The sequence below is a fragment of the Bradyrhizobium sp. AUGA SZCCT0431 genome, assembly GCF_018131065.1.
In the GTDB taxonomy this organism is placed as follows: Bacteria; Pseudomonadota; Alphaproteobacteria; order Rhizobiales; family Xanthobacteraceae; genus Bradyrhizobium.
The window spans coordinates 152,301-167,578 of sequence record NZ_JAFCLR010000009.1; the positions used below are offsets into that span (position 1 = coordinate 152,301).

The 15,278-nt window shown below is 62.8% G+C and carries 20 protein-coding genes; 12 read left to right on the forward strand and 8 right to left on the reverse strand.

Features of this window, described 5'->3' with window-relative positions; all coding sequences use genetic code 11:
• Positions 1–5: 5 nt before the first annotated feature.
• Both phnD and phnC read right to left on the reverse strand, forming a co-directional pair.
• Positions 6–944, reverse strand: coding sequence for a phosphonate ABC transporter substrate-binding protein (gene phnD / locus JQ567_RS10910; protein WP_212438814.1), 939 nt, complete (start codon positions 942–944; stop codon positions 6–8).
• Between the two features lie 59 nt (positions 945–1,003).
• On the reverse strand, positions 1,004–1,819 hold the full coding sequence (gene phnC / locus JQ567_RS10915; RefSeq protein WP_212438815.1) for a phosphonate ABC transporter ATP-binding protein: 816 nt from the start codon (positions 1,817–1,819) through the stop codon (positions 1,004–1,006).
• A gap of 198 nt (positions 1,820–2,017) precedes the next feature.
• On the opposite strand from phnC, the gene JQ567_RS10920 reads away from it, so the two are divergent.
• From JQ567_RS10920 to JQ567_RS10930, 3 genes are all read left to right on the forward strand, one after another.
• On the forward strand, positions 2,018–2,686 hold the full coding sequence (locus tag JQ567_RS10920; RefSeq protein WP_212438816.1) for a chloramphenicol acetyltransferase: 669 nt from the start codon (positions 2,018–2,020) through the stop codon (positions 2,684–2,686).
• Positions 2,683–3,876, forward strand: coding sequence for an alpha-D-ribose 1-methylphosphonate 5-triphosphate diphosphatase (locus JQ567_RS10925; RefSeq protein ID WP_212438817.1), 1,194 nt, complete (start codon positions 2,683–2,685; stop codon positions 3,874–3,876). Before JQ567_RS10920 ends, JQ567_RS10925 begins: the two co-directional genes overlap by 4 nt.
• A 121-nt stretch (positions 3,877–3,997) precedes the next feature.
• Complete coding sequence (locus JQ567_RS10930; RefSeq protein ID WP_212438818.1) at positions 3,998–4,705, forward strand: DUF1045 domain-containing protein; 708 nt, start codon at positions 3,998–4,000, stop codon at positions 4,703–4,705.
• 35 nt (positions 4,706–4,740) lie between these two features.
• Here the strand turns inward: JQ567_RS10930 and JQ567_RS10935 are convergent, their stop codons facing one another.
• Positions 4,741–6,342: an alkaline phosphatase gene (locus tag JQ567_RS10935; RefSeq protein ID WP_212438819.1), complete on the reverse strand. Its 1,602-nt coding sequence runs from the start codon at positions 6,340–6,342 to the stop codon at positions 4,741–4,743.
• Positions 6,343–6,767: 425 nt separating this feature from the next.
• Between JQ567_RS10935 and JQ567_RS10940 the strand changes: the two genes are divergently transcribed.
• Both JQ567_RS10940 and JQ567_RS10945 read left to right on the forward strand, forming a co-directional pair.
• Positions 6,768–7,142, forward strand: coding sequence for a hypothetical protein (locus JQ567_RS10940; RefSeq protein WP_212438820.1), 375 nt, complete (start codon positions 6,768–6,770; stop codon positions 7,140–7,142).
• A gap of 386 nt (positions 7,143–7,528) precedes the next feature.
• Entirely contained in the window at positions 7,529–7,768 is a 240-nt protein-coding gene (locus tag JQ567_RS10945; RefSeq protein WP_249165389.1) for a hypothetical protein, read from the forward strand.
• Positions 7,769–7,815: 47 nt separating this feature from the next.
• Here JQ567_RS10945 and JQ567_RS10950 read toward each other — a convergent pair whose 3' ends face one another.
• Complete coding sequence (locus tag JQ567_RS10950; protein WP_212438821.1) at positions 7,816–8,220, reverse strand: hypothetical protein; 405 nt, start codon at positions 8,218–8,220, stop codon at positions 7,816–7,818.
• Positions 8,221–8,366: 146 nt separating this feature from the next.
• Here JQ567_RS10950 and JQ567_RS10955 point away from each other — a divergent pair, with 146 nt between their 5' ends.
• The 5 genes from JQ567_RS10955 to JQ567_RS10970 all read left to right on the forward strand — a co-directional run bounded on the left by JQ567_RS10955 (position 8,367) and on the right by JQ567_RS10970 (position 11,188).
• Entirely contained in the window at positions 8,367–8,609 is a 243-nt protein-coding gene (locus JQ567_RS10955) for a hypothetical protein (RefSeq protein ID WP_212438904.1), read from the forward strand.
• Between the two features lie 105 nt (positions 8,610–8,714).
• Positions 8,715–9,353: a hypothetical protein gene (locus tag JQ567_RS10960; protein WP_212438822.1), complete on the forward strand. Its 639-nt coding sequence runs from the start codon at positions 8,715–8,717 to the stop codon at positions 9,351–9,353.
• A gap of 148 nt (positions 9,354–9,501) precedes the next feature.
• Positions 9,502–10,101: a formyltransferase family protein gene (locus JQ567_RS10965; protein ID WP_212438823.1), complete on the forward strand. Its 600-nt coding sequence runs from the start codon at positions 9,502–9,504 to the stop codon at positions 10,099–10,101.
• A gap of 228 nt (positions 10,102–10,329) precedes the next feature.
• The gene (locus tag JQ567_RS38110; RefSeq protein ID WP_249165390.1) at positions 10,330–10,686 is read left to right on the forward strand and encodes a hypothetical protein; all 357 of its coding nucleotides are present in this window, start codon (positions 10,330–10,332) and stop codon (positions 10,684–10,686) included.
• Entirely contained in the window at positions 10,631–11,188 is a 558-nt protein-coding gene (locus JQ567_RS10970) for a hypothetical protein (protein WP_409363591.1), read from the forward strand. The genes JQ567_RS38110 and JQ567_RS10970 overlap by 56 nt, the downstream gene beginning before the upstream one ends.
• A gap of 87 nt (positions 11,189–11,275) precedes the next feature.
• Here the strand turns inward: JQ567_RS10970 and JQ567_RS10975 are convergent, their stop codons facing one another.
• Together JQ567_RS10975 and JQ567_RS10980 are read right to left on the reverse strand one after the other, a co-directional pair.
• Positions 11,276–11,494 (reverse strand): hypothetical protein, encoded by a 219-nt coding sequence (locus tag JQ567_RS10975; RefSeq protein ID WP_212262814.1) that lies wholly within the window; start codon positions 11,492–11,494, stop codon positions 11,276–11,278.
• A 42-nt stretch (positions 11,495–11,536) separates the two neighbouring features.
• Positions 11,537–11,935 (reverse strand): RidA family protein, encoded by a 399-nt coding sequence (locus JQ567_RS10980; RefSeq protein WP_212438825.1) that lies wholly within the window; start codon positions 11,933–11,935, stop codon positions 11,537–11,539.
• A gap of 171 nt (positions 11,936–12,106) precedes the next feature.
• Between JQ567_RS10980 and JQ567_RS10985 the strand changes: the two genes are divergently transcribed.
• Complete coding sequence (locus JQ567_RS10985) at positions 12,107–12,985, forward strand: DMT family transporter (protein WP_212438826.1); 879 nt, start codon at positions 12,107–12,109, stop codon at positions 12,983–12,985.
• Between the two features lie 198 nt (positions 12,986–13,183).
• A complete protein-coding gene (locus JQ567_RS10990) occupies positions 13,184–14,602 on the forward strand; it encodes a caspase family protein (protein ID WP_212438827.1) in 1,419 nt (472 codons plus the stop codon).
• A gap of 50 nt (positions 14,603–14,652) precedes the next feature.
• Here the strand turns inward: JQ567_RS10990 and JQ567_RS10995 are convergent, their stop codons facing one another.
• Both JQ567_RS10995 and JQ567_RS11000 read right to left on the reverse strand, forming a co-directional pair.
• The gene (locus JQ567_RS10995; RefSeq protein WP_249165391.1) at positions 14,653–15,015 is read right to left on the reverse strand and encodes a hypothetical protein; all 363 of its coding nucleotides are present in this window, start codon (positions 15,013–15,015) and stop codon (positions 14,653–14,655) included.
• Between the two features lie 23 nt (positions 15,016–15,038).
• Positions 15,039–15,278: a BrnA antitoxin family protein gene (locus tag JQ567_RS11000; RefSeq protein WP_192736086.1), complete on the reverse strand. Its 240-nt coding sequence runs from the start codon at positions 15,276–15,278 to the stop codon at positions 15,039–15,041.

Here is a 15,278-nt window from a genome sequence, read left to right on the forward strand (position 1 = left end):
TGAGGTCAGTTACCCCTGTGCTTTCGCTGTTGATCCAGCCAAAGATTCATCTTCACGGATTCGACGTAGTCTTCCTTGGAAACCCGAGCAAAATTCTCGACCTTGCCGTCGGTCAGAGCGTCGAACGCGACCTTGTTCTTCTTCGGGGCATCGACAAACGCCTGGATAATTGCCGCTTTCAGATCTTCAGGCATGTCGGCAAGAAGCGCGAAGGGGGAGCCCGGGAGCAACGGCGACTTCCAGACGATGCGGAAATCAGCTGGGGTCATCGCAGTGCCGTCAGCTTTCTTCAGCATTCCCTTGGTGAGCATGCGCCTCAAATTCGAGTCGTCTTCCGCGTTCCACCAATTGACGGCGGCATCGACCGTTCCGCCCGCAAGCGCGAATATCGCATTCTCGTGGCTGCCGGTTGCCTGCGCGAGCTTGAAGTGTTTTTCGACCGGGAAGCCCTGGTCCGCCAGAAAAAACGTCGGCGCCTTGTAACCGGATGTGGATTCGACATCCACCAACCCCAGGACTTTTCCTTTGAGGTCTCCGACCGACTTGTACTCACTGTCGGCGCGCACATACATCACCGAATAGTATCCGATGACCCCGCCGGAATTGCGCAGCGTCACGAACGGGATGACGTTGCCGTTGGACACCGCGTTGGCGCGCGCATAGGAACCCGGCCCATACTGGCCGATGTGGATCTGGCGATTCTTCTGACCCTCGATCACCGCGGTGTAGTCATTGGCAACCCGCAGGGTCACCTTGACTCCGAGTTGCTGGGTCAAATAGTCGGCAAAGGGTCCAACACGCGCCAGAACGCCGGTGGCATTTTCGGCCGGCACAAGCGCCATCACCAGTTCAGGATACTTGGCTTTCCAGTCCTGCGCGGACGCCGCCGAGGCAGAAACGCACCAGAGTGCAGCAGCGGCAAGAACGAGACGGCGACTGATCATGACTTTCCCTGTCTCTTTTAGCGAAACAGGCCGATTGCCGGCTTGTATCGACGCGATACTCAGGCCGCAGCGGCGGTGCCGAGCGCCGGCACGGTTGAATCGTCGGGCGCGTGAAGCGGTGCGCCGCCCATGACTTCGTTAGCCTCGAGGTCGTAGAGCTCGCGCGCGATGTGATCGGTCAGCATCGTCGGTGCGCCGTCGAACACGATGCGGCCAGCCGACATGCCAATCAGGCGGTCGCAATAGCTTCGCGCCAGGTCGAGCGAATGCAGATTGCAGATCACGGTGATGCCGAAGTGCTTGTTGATGCGAAGCAGAGCATCCATCACGATCCTTGTGTTGCGCGGATCGAGCGAGGCAATGGGCTCGTCGGCGAGAATGATGTCCGGTTCCTGTACCAGCGCACGTGCGATAGCGACCCGCTGCTGTTGGCCCCCGGAAAGCTGGTCGGCACGTTGCGCCGCGAGCGAGGCCATGTCGAACTGCTCCAGCGCCGACATCGCCAGCGCCTTGTCCTCTTCGGGCCAAAGCTGGGTCAGGGACCGCCACGATGGAATGTCGGAAAGTCTTCCCATCAGCACATTGGTCAGCACATCGAGCCGGCCGACCAGATTGAACTGCTGAAAGATCATCGCCGAGCGGGCGCGCCACTGCCGCAAATCCTTGCCGCGCAGCGCGGTCACGTCGACGCCTTCGAACAGGATGCGGCCTTCGGAAGGCTCAGCGAGACGGTTGATCATCCGCAGCAGCGTCGACTTGCCGGCGCCGGAGCGGCCGATCACGCCGACGAAGCTGCCAGGCGCGATTGAGAATGACGCATCATCCACTGCGGCTTTTGTGCCGAAACGGCACGTCAAACCTTCCACCACCAGCATGCAATGCTCCAGAATCCCACTCGTGGATCATCGCTAGCGATTGGACTTTACAGTTGTGTGACAATCACGCTGCGGTGCGGCGTCGTCCACACCCTCATCGCTCACGCGATATCCGTCATGCAACCGTCACGAAGATGTCATCATGCCCGTCGATGACGTGCCATCGTGGCACCATCTTTGTCGCGGAGAGACGCCCGTATGGCCGGCAAAATGCTTTCAGTCGACCCGACCGTCGATCCCACGGCGAAATTGCACGACACCCGGCTCGGTGCCTATTGCGAAGTCGGCGCACGCACGATCCTGCATGAAGTGTCGATGGACGACTATTCCTACGTCGTCAACGACGCCCAGATCACCTACGCTTCCATCGGCAAATTCTGCTCGATCGCGGCGATGACCAGGATCAACCCCGGCAACCACCCGATGCACCGCGCGACGCAGGCGCACTTTACCTACCGGGCCAGCGCCTATTTTCCCGGCGAGAGCGACGACGCCGAGTTCTTCGAATGGCGGCGCGCGCACCATATCCATATCGGCCATGACGTCTGGATCGGGCATGGCGCGATCATTCTGCCCGGCCGCAACATCGGCACCGGCGCGGTGATCGCCGCCGGCGCGATCGTGACCAGGGACGTCCCGGCCTACACCATCGTCGGCGGCAATCCGGCGCGGCCGATCAAGCGGCGGTTCTCGGAAGAGGTCGCCGGCCGGCTCGCCGAGCTTGCCTGGTGGAACTGGGACCATGAGACGCTGCGCCGCGCCCTGCCCGATTTCCGCAAGCTCACGGTCGAGGATTTTCTCGCAAGATACGAAGCAGGCGCGGGCTCCGTCCGCGCGCAGATCAGGCATCAGGGTGCAGCATCGTGACTGACATTTTCATCGAAGGCGGCCGGGCCCTGCTCGGCCACGAAATCCACGAGACCTCGCTGCGGATCGCAGGCCGTGACATCAGCGCAATCGGCGCCGACCAGGGCCGCGCTTCGCTGGGCATCGACGCCGGCGGCTTGCTGGTGCTGCCGGGGATCGTCGATCTGCATGGCGATGCGTTCGAACGGCAGATGATGCCGCGCCCGGGCGTCGATTTCCCGATCGACGTCGCCCTTGTTGACAGCGACCGGCAGGCGATCAGCAACGGGATCACCACGGTCTATCACGGCACGACCTGGTCGTGGGAGCCGGGCCTGCGCTCTGGCGACAATGCCAGGCGGCTCTTGGAAGCAATCGAGTCGATGCGGCCGCAGCTTTCGGCCGACACCCGCTTCCATCTGCGCCACGAGACCTACAACCTCGACGCCGAAGCCGAGATCATCGAATGGCTGTCGGACGGGCGCATCGATCTGTTCGCATTCAACGACCACATGGATGGGACGGTCGCCAACCTCGACAAGCCGCAAAAGCGCAGCCGCATGGTCGAACGCACCGGGTTGTCGAACGAGGCGTTCGATTTGCTGGTGACGAGCGTCGTTGGCCGCGCACACGAGGTGCCGGCCTCGATCGCCCGGCTGGCGAAAGCGGCGCGTGACGCCAATGTGCGCATGCTGTCGCATGATGACGAAAGCCCCGAGATGCGGAAGGCGTTTCGGGCGCAGGGCGTCGGCATCGCCGAGTTTCCGGTCAATGAGGAAACCGCGCGCGAGGCGGCAGAGGCCGGCGACTTCATCGTGTTCGGCGCGCCCAATGTCGTCCGCGGCGGCAGCCATACCGGCTGGACCAAGGCGTCCGACATGATCGCCAAGGGTTTATGCTCGGTGCTGGCGTCGGACTATTATTATCCGGCGCAGCTATTGGCAGCGTTCCGTCTCGCTGCCGATGGCGTGCTGCCGCTGGCCGAGGCCTGGCAGCTGATATCGTCAGCCCCCGCCCGGGCCGCCGGCCTCACCGATCGCGGCGTTCTCGCCACCGGCCAGCGTGCCGACATCATCTTCGTTGATGACAAGGTGCCGTTGCGGCCACGTGTCGTCGCCGTCATGGCCGCGGGACGCCTGGTGCATCTGACAGAGGCCGGCCGTCTGCGCAATCCGACCGTCGCTCAGCGCAAGGCGGTTGCGGCCGCGTGAGCGGGCTCTATCCTGTGCTAGAGCCTTTTCCGTTCCGATTGAATCGGAACAGGGCTCCAGATTCTTGATTGACGCGTTTTCTTGACGCGAACCGGTATCCACTTCGCTGGAAAACGCTCTAATGTCGAATTATCCGCGTTACGCGATCTACTACGCCCCGGCGCAGGCCAGCGACCTCAATCGCTTCGGCGCGCAATTGCTTGGCTATGACGCCTTTGGCGGCGAAGACCTGCCGTTTCCGGAAGACGTCGCCAGCGCTGCGCCGGATTGGCGCAACCTGACGGCCGATCCCCGCAAATACGGCTTTCACGCCACGCTGAAGCCGCCCTTCTCGCTGGCACAAGGCAGGACTGAGGCCGAACTGCTCGCGGCGTGTGCCGCGTTCGCCGCAACGGCCCGGGCGATTCCGGTGATCAGGCCGGTGGTCGGTTCGATCAGTGGCTTCGTCGCCGTGATCCCGGCTGAGCCACCGGCGGAATTGATCCGCCTTGCGGCCGACTGCGTCGGCGAATTCGATTCGTTCCGCGCGCCGCTCACCGAAGCGGACCGTGCGCGCCGCAAGCCTTCCCGCCTGACATCGGCGCAGCGCGCCCATCTCGACCGCTGGGGCTATCCCTACGTGATGGAAGAGTTTCGTTTCCACATGACGCTTACAGGCCGGCTCGACGCAAGCCGCCTGGAGACCGTTCTGGCGATGCTGAGAAACAATTTTTCGACGCTCGGCCTCGAGAGCCTCGCGATCGACAGGCTCGCGCTATTCCGTCAGGACAGTGCGGATTCCCGCTTCCGGGTCGCCAGGCAGTACGTCCTTATGCCGGGCCAGGCTTAGACGCATCCGCGCTTGCCGCTTTTGCGTCAGCCGGATCAGATGTGTTGCGACAGCACTTGCTTCTGCCGTCCATCCGGCCGCGGCTCGATATCCACCGACCATAGATCCCGATTGTCGACATCCTTCAAGGTCACCGTCATGACCTCCGATCGGCCATCGATATCGACCCGGCCGAAGAACTGCAGTCCGAAACATGGCGCGAGGTTTTCGCCCTGCTCCGCGCTACAGCCTTTTTGGAACGCCACCGCCGGTCCGAACGTATTGTCCAACTGGGCGGGCGCCCAGGTCCCCGCATGCAGTGGCCCGGAGACGAACTCCCAGAACGGCTCGAAATCCTGGAATACCGCGCGGTTCGGATCGTAGCGATGCGCGGCCGTATAGTGCATGTCGGCCGTCAGCCACACCGTGTTGCTGATGCCCATGCGTTTCATGAAGGACAGCAGATCGGCAATCTCGCATTCGCGCCGCTCCGGCGGGCCATCGCCAAGCGCAATCGCATCCTCGCTGATCAATCCGATCGGCATGTCAGCGGCGATGACCTTCCAGGTCGCATCGGACGCCGTGAGTTCACGCTTCAGCCATGCCAGTTGCGCCGGGCCGAGAATGCAGGTGTCGCTGCGGTCGTCGCGATTATTCCCTGTCGAATCGCGATAGCTGCGCATGTCGATCAGAAAGACGTCGAGCAGCGGCCCATAGGCGACCTTGCGATAGATCCGCCCCGCCTGCCCGGCCAGGTTGCGGATCGGCATGAATTCATGAAACGCGCGGGCCGCTCGCGCCACCAGGTGGGAGCTGCCGTCTTCGGCGTAGCCGGTCTCGTCGGCGGTGCCGATCGGCGCCCAGTCATTGGTCACTTCATGGTCGTCCCACTGCGCGAGCATCGGCACTTGCGCGTTGAAGGCGCGCAGATTTTCGTCGAGCAAGTTGTATTTGTAGTTGGCGCGATATTGCGCGAGGCTGTGGGCAACGACGGATTTGTCTTCGGTGACGATGTTCCGCCACAAGCCTCCGTCCGGCAGCTTCAATTCGGCTTCGATCGGACAGTCGGCGTAGATGTGATCGCCGGAATGAATGAAGAAGTCCGGGCGGTTTTCGAGCATGGTTTTGTAAGTCCGCATGCCGCCGCGGGCGGGATCGATGCCCCAGCCCTGGCCGGCCGTATCGCCCGACCACACGAACGAGATCGCGTGTCGCGCCACCGGCGCGGTGCGGAAATGGCCGACCTGTGCGTCACCCGAAATCCCGGACTCGCCGATATCAGCGAAACGCACCCGATAGAAAATATCCTGCCCCGGAGGAAGGCCCTCGAGCAAAAGCTTCGAGGTGAAGTCATGCTCGGGCAGCGCTTCCGACGATGCGACGCGAAGGATGGACTTGAAGCTCTCGTCGATCGAGCACTCCACCTGCATGCGCGCGGCCCGATCGGCCCTTGCCCATATCACCGCGGAATCGGCCGAGACGTCGCCCGACGCGATCCCGCTGGCGATGTGCGGACGATCCGCAGCGCGGCTGAGATAAGGTTTGGCAACACTTCCCAATGCTGCGACCGCTGCGGTGGATGCGGACCGAACCAGCAATTGACGTCTGGTCAAGCCTTGTCCGGTCAGGTCTTGCTTCGCGCGTATTCCAATCGGCATTCAAGGCGTCCTCGTCGAATCGCGACGAAGGGTGCCCGTCCTAATTGACCGCAGCCCGAAGGTTTTGCGACAGGCGGATGACCGCGCAGCCACTGCAGAGTGCCGGTGATCGCAATCTCAGTGGAGGAAAAGATCGCCGTCGGTTGCTGACCGGCTGAGCGGATGTGTGGGTGAGGTAGACGAGGCCCGGAGTGCCTAGGAGTCCGGGCCTCGTGAGCCTCCAGTGGAAAGGCGTTCACTGTGATGAGCGAACGCCCTGCCCCCCGCTGTTAGCGACGCCGTTATAGATTGCGAAGCCGCGTGCCGCTAACCCGGACGAATACGGATGTCCAGATTGCGATCATCGTGCGCTGCGTGAGAGGACCGCGAAAGCAAAGGTTGCTAAACGCGTCGCCGCACGCCTTGTGCCGCCAGGAGCATTTCAAATGAAAACGATTTTATCCGCGTTGATTGTGCTTGGACTATCGCTCGCCGCCGCGCCCGCTTTCGCCGCCGACAACCGCAATGTTTCGGTCATCAACGAGACCGGCTATGCGATCAAGTTCTTGGGTTTCAATTCGCCCGATGACGGCCTCGACGAATGGGAGAACGAACTCGACAAGACCCTGAAGAACCAGGACACCGCTTACGTTGAATTCGATGAGGACGAGGACGAGGACGGCTGCGTCTGGAACATCAAGGTGGATTGGGCGAACTATGATGAATCGGTGCTCTGGAAGAACGTCAATCTGTGCAAATTCAACGTGCTCAGGCTTCGCTACGATTCCGGGACCAAGACGACGTCATTCATCGCGGAGTGATCGATTGGTCGAGTGATGCCGCAAAGATCGCGCGCTGGCGCAGCGGTGCATTAAACGCAGGCAGCATTGCTTACAAAATCGTCTTGCCCGGAACTGTTCGATAGGGCTGATTTCACGCGGGTCCTTGGCGCGACACCTGGGCACCCCCCAGCCTCGCACCATCTTTCCCATACGCCCCCGCCGATCCTCACAGGCCGGCGGGGGTTTTCATTCTTGGGGTCGCTGGGATCCGCACCGGTGGGCAACAATACCGTGCCCCCCTTGGCCCAGCCCCCACGATCCGCAATCAAGCCTGCCACCCCGACATTTTGGAAGAGAATCGGCCATAAGGCGTTTGAGCGTTCCTCCCACTCTCAATCGGAGCCACGCACGCCATGAGGCGAAACATGCATCGTCCGCATTTTCCCTGGAATAACTCGCCCCGCGCGGTGTTCCGGCCTCCGATGCTGCAATTTGTCATCTTCAAGCGCCGCCGGAACTTTTGCTGGCAAGTGCGCGATCAGAGCGGGAAAATGATTGCAGGCGGACGGGAGAAAACCCGGCCCGCCGCCCGATACCATGCGTATCGCGCCTTGTTCCTTGTGCTTTCCACCGGCTGGAAAGCGAACGATCTGCAGCCGCATTAGGCAGGGCCCCTGCGCGACGCATGGCGTTGCCTCAAGGCAACGCGCCGCTAGCAGCCCCGACAGATCCCGGTGAACTTGCTGGTCTCAACCCGGCCGCGCGGGCGCACGGGTGGCCTTTTTGACCTTGCCTGGCGTGGAACGGTGATCCGTTGTGACGCGCCCGCATAGGGCGGCACGACCACGCGCGAACCCGAGGGCGACGCGTTGACCGAACTGTAGCTGGGGGACGGCGCAGGACTGTTGGTGCCGGGCGGCGGGATCCGGGAGGCGTTTCCGATTCCGCTGGGGTCGCTGACCACGCTGGGATTGGCCGGACCGTAAGGTATGCCGCTGATCGCAGAATTGCCCGCTCCGGCCGAGCCGGCGGGCGGCGGGAACTGCGCGAACGCGCTGCCGGGCACGATCAGGCTGACCAGCATTGCGAAGCCAACAAGCGCCGATTGGCCGGACATTGAATCTCCAGGGGAAAGCTGCGGACCCAACGTATATGTGGGGCGCTCGTTCCGAGGGTAAGGTCGCGCCCGTCATTTACCGGAGTAGGCTTCTGTAAACGAATCAGACCTAATTTGGCGGCGATCACATCCGGAGATTCGGCGGCATGAACCAGCCCGTAATCCTTGATAATGATATCCGCGCCCTGCAGGAATGGCTGCGCTCTGCCTGGCAGCAGCTGGCCGATCCCTCCCTCACCACCTTTACGCGCCGCGAACTGCGCAATCAGATGAAGCAATGCAGCGCCGACCTGCGAACCCAGCTTCAATTGGCGGCGACGCGTCAGTCACAGCCGGTCAAGGACCAGCCCCGCACCCCCCGTAGGCCGGAGCTTCGTATCCTGACTTGACCCTTGGGGGTCCCTTTGGGGATCACGCGCCAACCGTCGGCGCGCCGTCGCGGGCCTATGATCGGACGCGCGGATTGCAAGGCGAAGCCGGCCAGGAAGCTGCCAATGACGCGAGTGACAGTTTTCTCGGCGGCCTTGTGCGCGCTGCTCGCGACGTCGGCATCGGCCCAAAGTCCGGCCCCACCGGCGTTCAAGGTGATCTCGCCGATCTTCGGTCAACTCGTCATGTTCAGCTTGCCCGCCAGTTTCGCCACGGTGTTCGAGAACACCAAAGGGACGAACTATGTCCGCGAGGCCGTGCTGAAGGGCGAGACGGTCAAGAGCTGGACCCAGATGATCACGGTGACCGGCGCCAAGGGGGCCGCCGGCAACGCCGGGGTTTCGCCGGAAAGCTTTGCGGGCTCGATGGTCGGTGGGTTCAAGTCGGCCTGCCCCGACTCCTTCGCAGCGCAAGGATTTGGCGCGACCAAATTCGGCGATCAAGATGCGTATGTCGCGGTGGCAAGCTGCGGCCGGCTCGAAACCGGCGCCGACAAACACAGCGAAACCACGCTCATCGTCACCGTCAAAGGCAGCGCCGATTACTACACGGTGCAATGGGCCGAACGCGCGCCGGCGACAGGGCGACGCGCAATCGACGAGACCAAATGGCTGGCGCGGTTGCGCCAATTGCAGCCCATTCGTGTCTGTCCGATCGTGCCCGGCGAGCCCGCGCCCTACCCGAGCTGCGCCAGCAGGAACTAACTGCGGCGTCGGCGCGCCGACTTGCCCGGCGCGGCCTTTCGTTGATAACCCTGACTGTTGATAACCCGGACTTGCCGACCCCGGCGGCGAGTCTGACGGCTTTGGTGTGCTATCCGCATATCGGCCTGACTAACGACGGACGGAACATATGCGGATCACCCTCGTCGGCTCCCGCCATTTCGGCGTGACGACCTTCACCATGCTGCGCGATCACGGCGTCGAAATCGCGAGGATAGTCGTCCACGACAACGAAGACCGGCTGGCGGCCGCAGCGAGGGCCGCTGGCGTTGAGGTCGTCGTGCAGGGAGACGCCAGATTCGTCACCGCGGCGGAAATCGCCACCGACAGCGACCTGATCGTGACCGCCCACAGCCACGCCCGCATCACCCGCGAGGCGCTGGCCGTCGCCAAGCTCGGCGGTATCGGCTATCACCCCTCGCTGCTGCCCCGGCACCGCGGCATCGCCGCGGTCGAATGGACCATCAAGGAAGGCGATCCGATCGCCGGCGGCACTATTTATCACCTCGCCGACCGGATGGACGCCGGCGCGATCGCGGCGCAGGAGTGGGTTTTCGTCAAGAAAGGCGAGACCGCACGCGAACTCTGGGAGCGCGCGCTGGCTCCCCTGGGCCAAAAGCTGCTCGGCGAAGTCATCGATTACGCCAGGATCCACAAGACCCTGCCCGCCCGGCCCCAGGACGAGCAATTCGCCACCCTCGCGCCAAAGCTTTCCGACGCCAAGCACTGACAGAACGGGGAATATGCGGCCGTTTCAGCCAGTTAAGCATCCCGGACCCGAATCATGGCCCGTATCGAAGCCCATTTCGCGCATTTATTCGTTCCGAGGCCGGAACCGGATTCACCTTGATGTGTTTGAGACCACAGGAACTTTCCGCGTTATTGCGGCGCACCAAAGTTTGAACACATTGTGACCGGATAACGCGCTCATCACACACATCGCTCGGGGATTCCATCCATGCGTTCCAACCGCATCAGCAAGCTGTTTTTGACTTCGTTTCTTGCCATAGCTGCCTTCGCGGCCGCTCCCGCCGCCGCCCAGCAGCCCTATGACGGGCTTTGGCAGGTTACCGTCGTCACCAAAACCGGCAGTTGCGATGCGCGCACCGCCTCAACCGTCACTGTAAGCGACGGTAAGGTAACGGGGTCCGGCGCCCCGGTCTCCGGCACCGTCAGTTCCGGGGGACTTGTGCGAGTCTCGATCAATGGTGCATATGCGAACGGTCAACTCAGTGGCAACTCCGGATCGGGGAAATGGAATGGGGCATCAGCTGGTGTACCGTGTAGCGGTCGATGGGAAGCGTCCCGTCAGTAAGACAAGCCGAACATCAGAATTCTTCGCCTATCCGCGGCGGCTGACAATTGCAGCCGTCGCGTTTTTTATGACTTCGCTTGCAGTCCCAGCAAGTTATGCCCAGTCCTCCGGACCTTACGCCGGCATGGCCGGCAAGTGGGCCGGCGGCGGCACCGTCACGCTGGACGACGGATCGAACGAACGCATCCGTTGCCGCGCGGTCTATGACGTTGCGGGCGCCAAGATGGACATGAGCCTCACCTGCGCGAGCGACGCCTATAGGTTCAACCTGACGGCCAACGTGGTCGACCAGGGCGGCGCGATTGTCGGGCAGTGGAGCGAAACCAGCCGCGGCATCACCGGCAGCCTGCAGGGCCGCGGCGGCGGCGGCAACTTCCAGGTCACGGCGGTCACCGCCGGCTTCAACGCCAACATTGGGCTCAGGACAACCGGCAACAAGCAGTCCGTCAGCATCCGGGCCGACAGCCTGTTCCGCGCCGCCAACATTTCGCTTTCGAAGTAAACCGCAGCGGTCCGCCCGCCCTGTCGCGAATACCAAATCGCCCGCTGAAGAGCGGGCGATTTTCGTTATGAGCGCTCTTTGCGGTTACTAGCCGGTTTTGGGCTTCTCCAGCCTCGCAGCAGTCTCCTTGATGGTCTTTGCGATCAGCAGGGCCTGTTCCTTGTTGAAGGCAAAATCCTGCACCCCGTTATGGGTCGTGAGCGACAGCACCATGATGTCGGGTTGCGCTTCGGGCCAGCCGGTTGCAAAGGCAGTTACGAAACTCGCTGAAGTCGATCGGGCTTCTGAAGTCGAGCGGTTGGTCATGGTCTATGTTTCCTGTGTTGTTCGAGCGCGCCTAAGTCCGCTTCAGGATTTGGGCACGTAAGCCGTGACTTCGATTTCGACCTTGGCCCTGACGTCGACCAGCCCGTCGATATAGAGCAGCGTCGATGGCGGGAAGTTGCGCCCGATCGTTTCTTTCCAGGCCGCGCCGATCCCGGCGCCCGCCGCCTCATATTCGCTGCGGCTGGTCAGATACCAGGTCAGGCGGACGATGTGTTCGGGACCAGCCCCTGCCTCGCCGAGCAGCTTGATGATCCGCTTCAGCGCCGTGCCGACCTGGGCGGCCATGTCGGGCTGATAGTCGCCCTTCTCGTCGCCGCCGGTCTGGCCGGCCAGCACGATCCATTTGCCGGGACCATCGACCTCGACACCGTGTGAAAAGCCGCGGGGTTTCGACCATTCGGCCGGTTGTAGGATACGCATGGATAAGTCCTCCTGAGACGGGCCGATCCTTAGCACCGATCCCGCACTGCCTCCCACAGCGAAATTGGCGCCCGCGCATCGCTGCGTCCGCAGATTTGCACGTTGCAAATCGCCGAGCGCTCGCCGATACCCGCCTGCCCCTCTAGGTCAGCCCAACTCAGCCGCTAGCGCATGGACCGCACACCTTCCAAATCACTGGCCGCGCTGTGGATGTCGGGCTGGCTCGCCTTGATGCTGATCGTGGTGGTCGCCGGCCGCGAAGGCATGCGCGAGCTGAACGTGTTCCAGCTGATGGAGATGCGCACGATCATCGGCTTCTTCCTGCTGTATCCGATGATCCGCGCCAATGGCGGATTTGCCATCCTGAAAACCGCGCGGCTGCATATGCACATCTCGCGCAACCTCATTCACTACGGCGCGCAGCTCGGCTGGTTTTTCGCGCTGACGCTGATTCCGATCGGTCAGGTGGTGGCGATCGAATTCACGATGCCGATCTGGACCGCGATCCTGGCCGCGATGTTTCTCGGCGAGCGGATGACGGTCTGGAAGGTCGCGGCCATCGTGCTCGGCATCGTCGGCGTCATTGTCATCGTTCGCCCGGCGACCGGCGAGGTCAATCCCGGACAATTGATTGCGCTGGGGGCCGCGGTCGGCTTCGGCATCTCGATTGCGATGGTCAAATCGCTGACCCGGACCGAACATTCGGTCGCGATCATTTTCTGGATGCTGGCGATACAATCTGTGGCTGGATTTTTTCCCGCGCTCTACGTCTGGACGTGGCCGCCGGCTTACGCCTGGGGCTGGGTCGTCGTGATCGCTTTCTGCGGCACGTTCTCCCACTACTGCATGGCACGCGCGTTGCTGCATGCCGATGCGACGGTGGTGATCCCGATGGATTTCCTGCGGGTTCCCTTAACCGCCACCGCGGGCTGGCTGATCTATGCAGAGCGGCTCGACCTGTTCACCGTGCTCGGCGCCATCCTGATCCTGGCCGGCAATCTGCTGAACTTGCGCGCGATCAACCCGGTTCCCGCGCGGGCAGCAACCTGAGTTCGGATTTTACCCACTAAATTGTGATCTGGATCTCATGAGATATTGGATAGATTCAATAGCTTAAGAGCGAATCACACGGCTCCCGGATCTGGGCAGGCGGCCCATTTTTCTGGCGCGGTGTGTATTTTTTTCGTGTAACCTGCGGCCAACGTTGCCGCCGAAATCTTTTTCGATTCTGCCAGGGGGATTTTTCTGATGCGCTTCCCAACCCTTGTCCTTTCCTTGATCTGCATGGTCTTCACCGCCGGCGCCGCCAGCGCCGAGAGGCGGGTTGCCTTCGTGGTCGGGAACGGCACCTACAAGCACGTCGCCGCGTTGCCCAATCCATCCATCGACGCGAAGGCGATGGCGGGCGCGCTGCGCAACGTCGGTTTTGAAGTGGTGGAAGGCTCCAACCTGACCCGCGACAAGATGACGGAAAAGCTGCTCGACTTCGGCAAGAAGGCGCAGGGCGCCGACGTGGCCGTGTTCTTCTACGCCGGCCACGGTATCGCCGTCGGCGGCACCAATTATCTGCTGCCGATCGACGCCGACATCAAATCGGAAATGGACGTCAAGCTCGGCGCAGCCATCAATATCGACCTCACGCTCGACCAGACCATGAGCGATGCCAAGGTCAAGCTGGTGCTGCTCGATGCCTGCCGCGACAATCCGTTCGCCGCCAAGATCAAGTCCAACGCGCCGTCCACCCGCAGCGTGTCGGTGCAGACTGGCCTTGCCGAAATGAAATCCGGCGAAGGCACGCTGATCGCGTTTGCGACCGGCCCCGGCCAGACAGCGCTTGACGGCAAGGAAGGCGGCAACAGCCCGTTCACCCGCGCGCTGCTCGCCAACCTCACCCAGCCCGGCGTCGAGCTTCAGCAGGCGATGACCAAGGTCCGCGCGCAGGTCCAGGAGGAAACCAACAAGGGTCAATTGCCCTGGGGCAACACCAATCTGACGGGTGCGGTTTACCTGAACGGTGCACCAGCGCCTGCCGCGCCCGGATCCGCGCCGGCGGTGGCCGCCGCTGCACCGGGCAGCGACGTCGAGCTGGAGTTCTGGCGTTCGATCAAGGATTCGAGCAAGCCGGAAGAGCTCAACGCTTACGTGGCTCAGTATCCCAACGGTCAGTTCAAATCGCTGGCGCTGGCACGGATCGCCTCCCTTGAGAGCAAACCGGACAACGCCACGCGCAACCTGACCACCGGCATCGATCCGGCGACGTTCAAGGACGAAGCGAACCAGACCACCGAGGATCAGATTGGCCTCGACAAGGGCCAGCGCCGCGACGTCCAGCGCCGCCTGAACGGTCTCGGCTTCGACACCAAAATGTCCGGCACCTTCGATGCACCGACCCGGGCCGTGATCACGCGATGGCAGGCCGCCCGCGGCTACCCCAAGAGCGGCTACCTCAACAGGCTGCAGCACAAGGCCCTGTTGACCGAAATCGTGGCGGCGGCGCCGACCGCAAGCTCCAGCGACGAGGAAAAGCCGCGCCGCCGCGCCAACAGTGGCGGCGGCGGTGGCCAGCCCCAACCGCAGCCGCAGCGCCAACACAGCGGCGGCGGCGGCCCGGATCCGGCCGGTGCCGGCCGTTTCATCGGCGGCGTCGTCGGCGGCATGCTGCGCTAAGCGCTCCAAGACAATTCACGGCAAAAAGCCCGGGATCATCCCGGGCTTTTTCATTCGGAGCTGGGGTTGGACAGCCCCAAGCAGTCCGCGCGACCTTCGGCGAGTTTGACGAATTTGTCGCCGCCCGACGTCAGCCGGCACATCTCCACTTCCTTGCCCGAGGGCACCGACTTGGCACAGGTGATCTGGGGATTGCTGTCGTACTTGGTGGTCGAGAATCTGCACGTCACGATGCAGGAGGCGTCGATCGACAGCGGGTTCGTCATCAGGATGCTGGCGATCTCCTCGCCCGGCAGGATCGTGCAGGTGAACGGCGCCTGATCCGCCATCGCCGGACCGGCGAGGTCGCCGCCAATCGCCAATCCGATACAGCTCAGGGCAACGAGCCGGACGCGGGCCAAAACAGGACGCATTCGCGCGTATCTGTTTCGAGGGGCTATTTGCCGGCGGCCTTGCGCAACGCCGCGTTGATCCGGTCCTGCCAGCCGGCGCCGCCTTCCTGGAAATATTCGAGCACATCCTGGTCGATGCGCAGCGACACCAGTTCCTTCACGCCGGGAAGCGCCGTCGGCTTCGGTGGCGCCTCCACCACCTTGGTGGTGGTGCGCTTGAACGCCGCCTCGGCCTCGCTGCGGGCGTCGTTCAGGGTCCTCGGCCGTCTCGGCTGGTCCGCCAT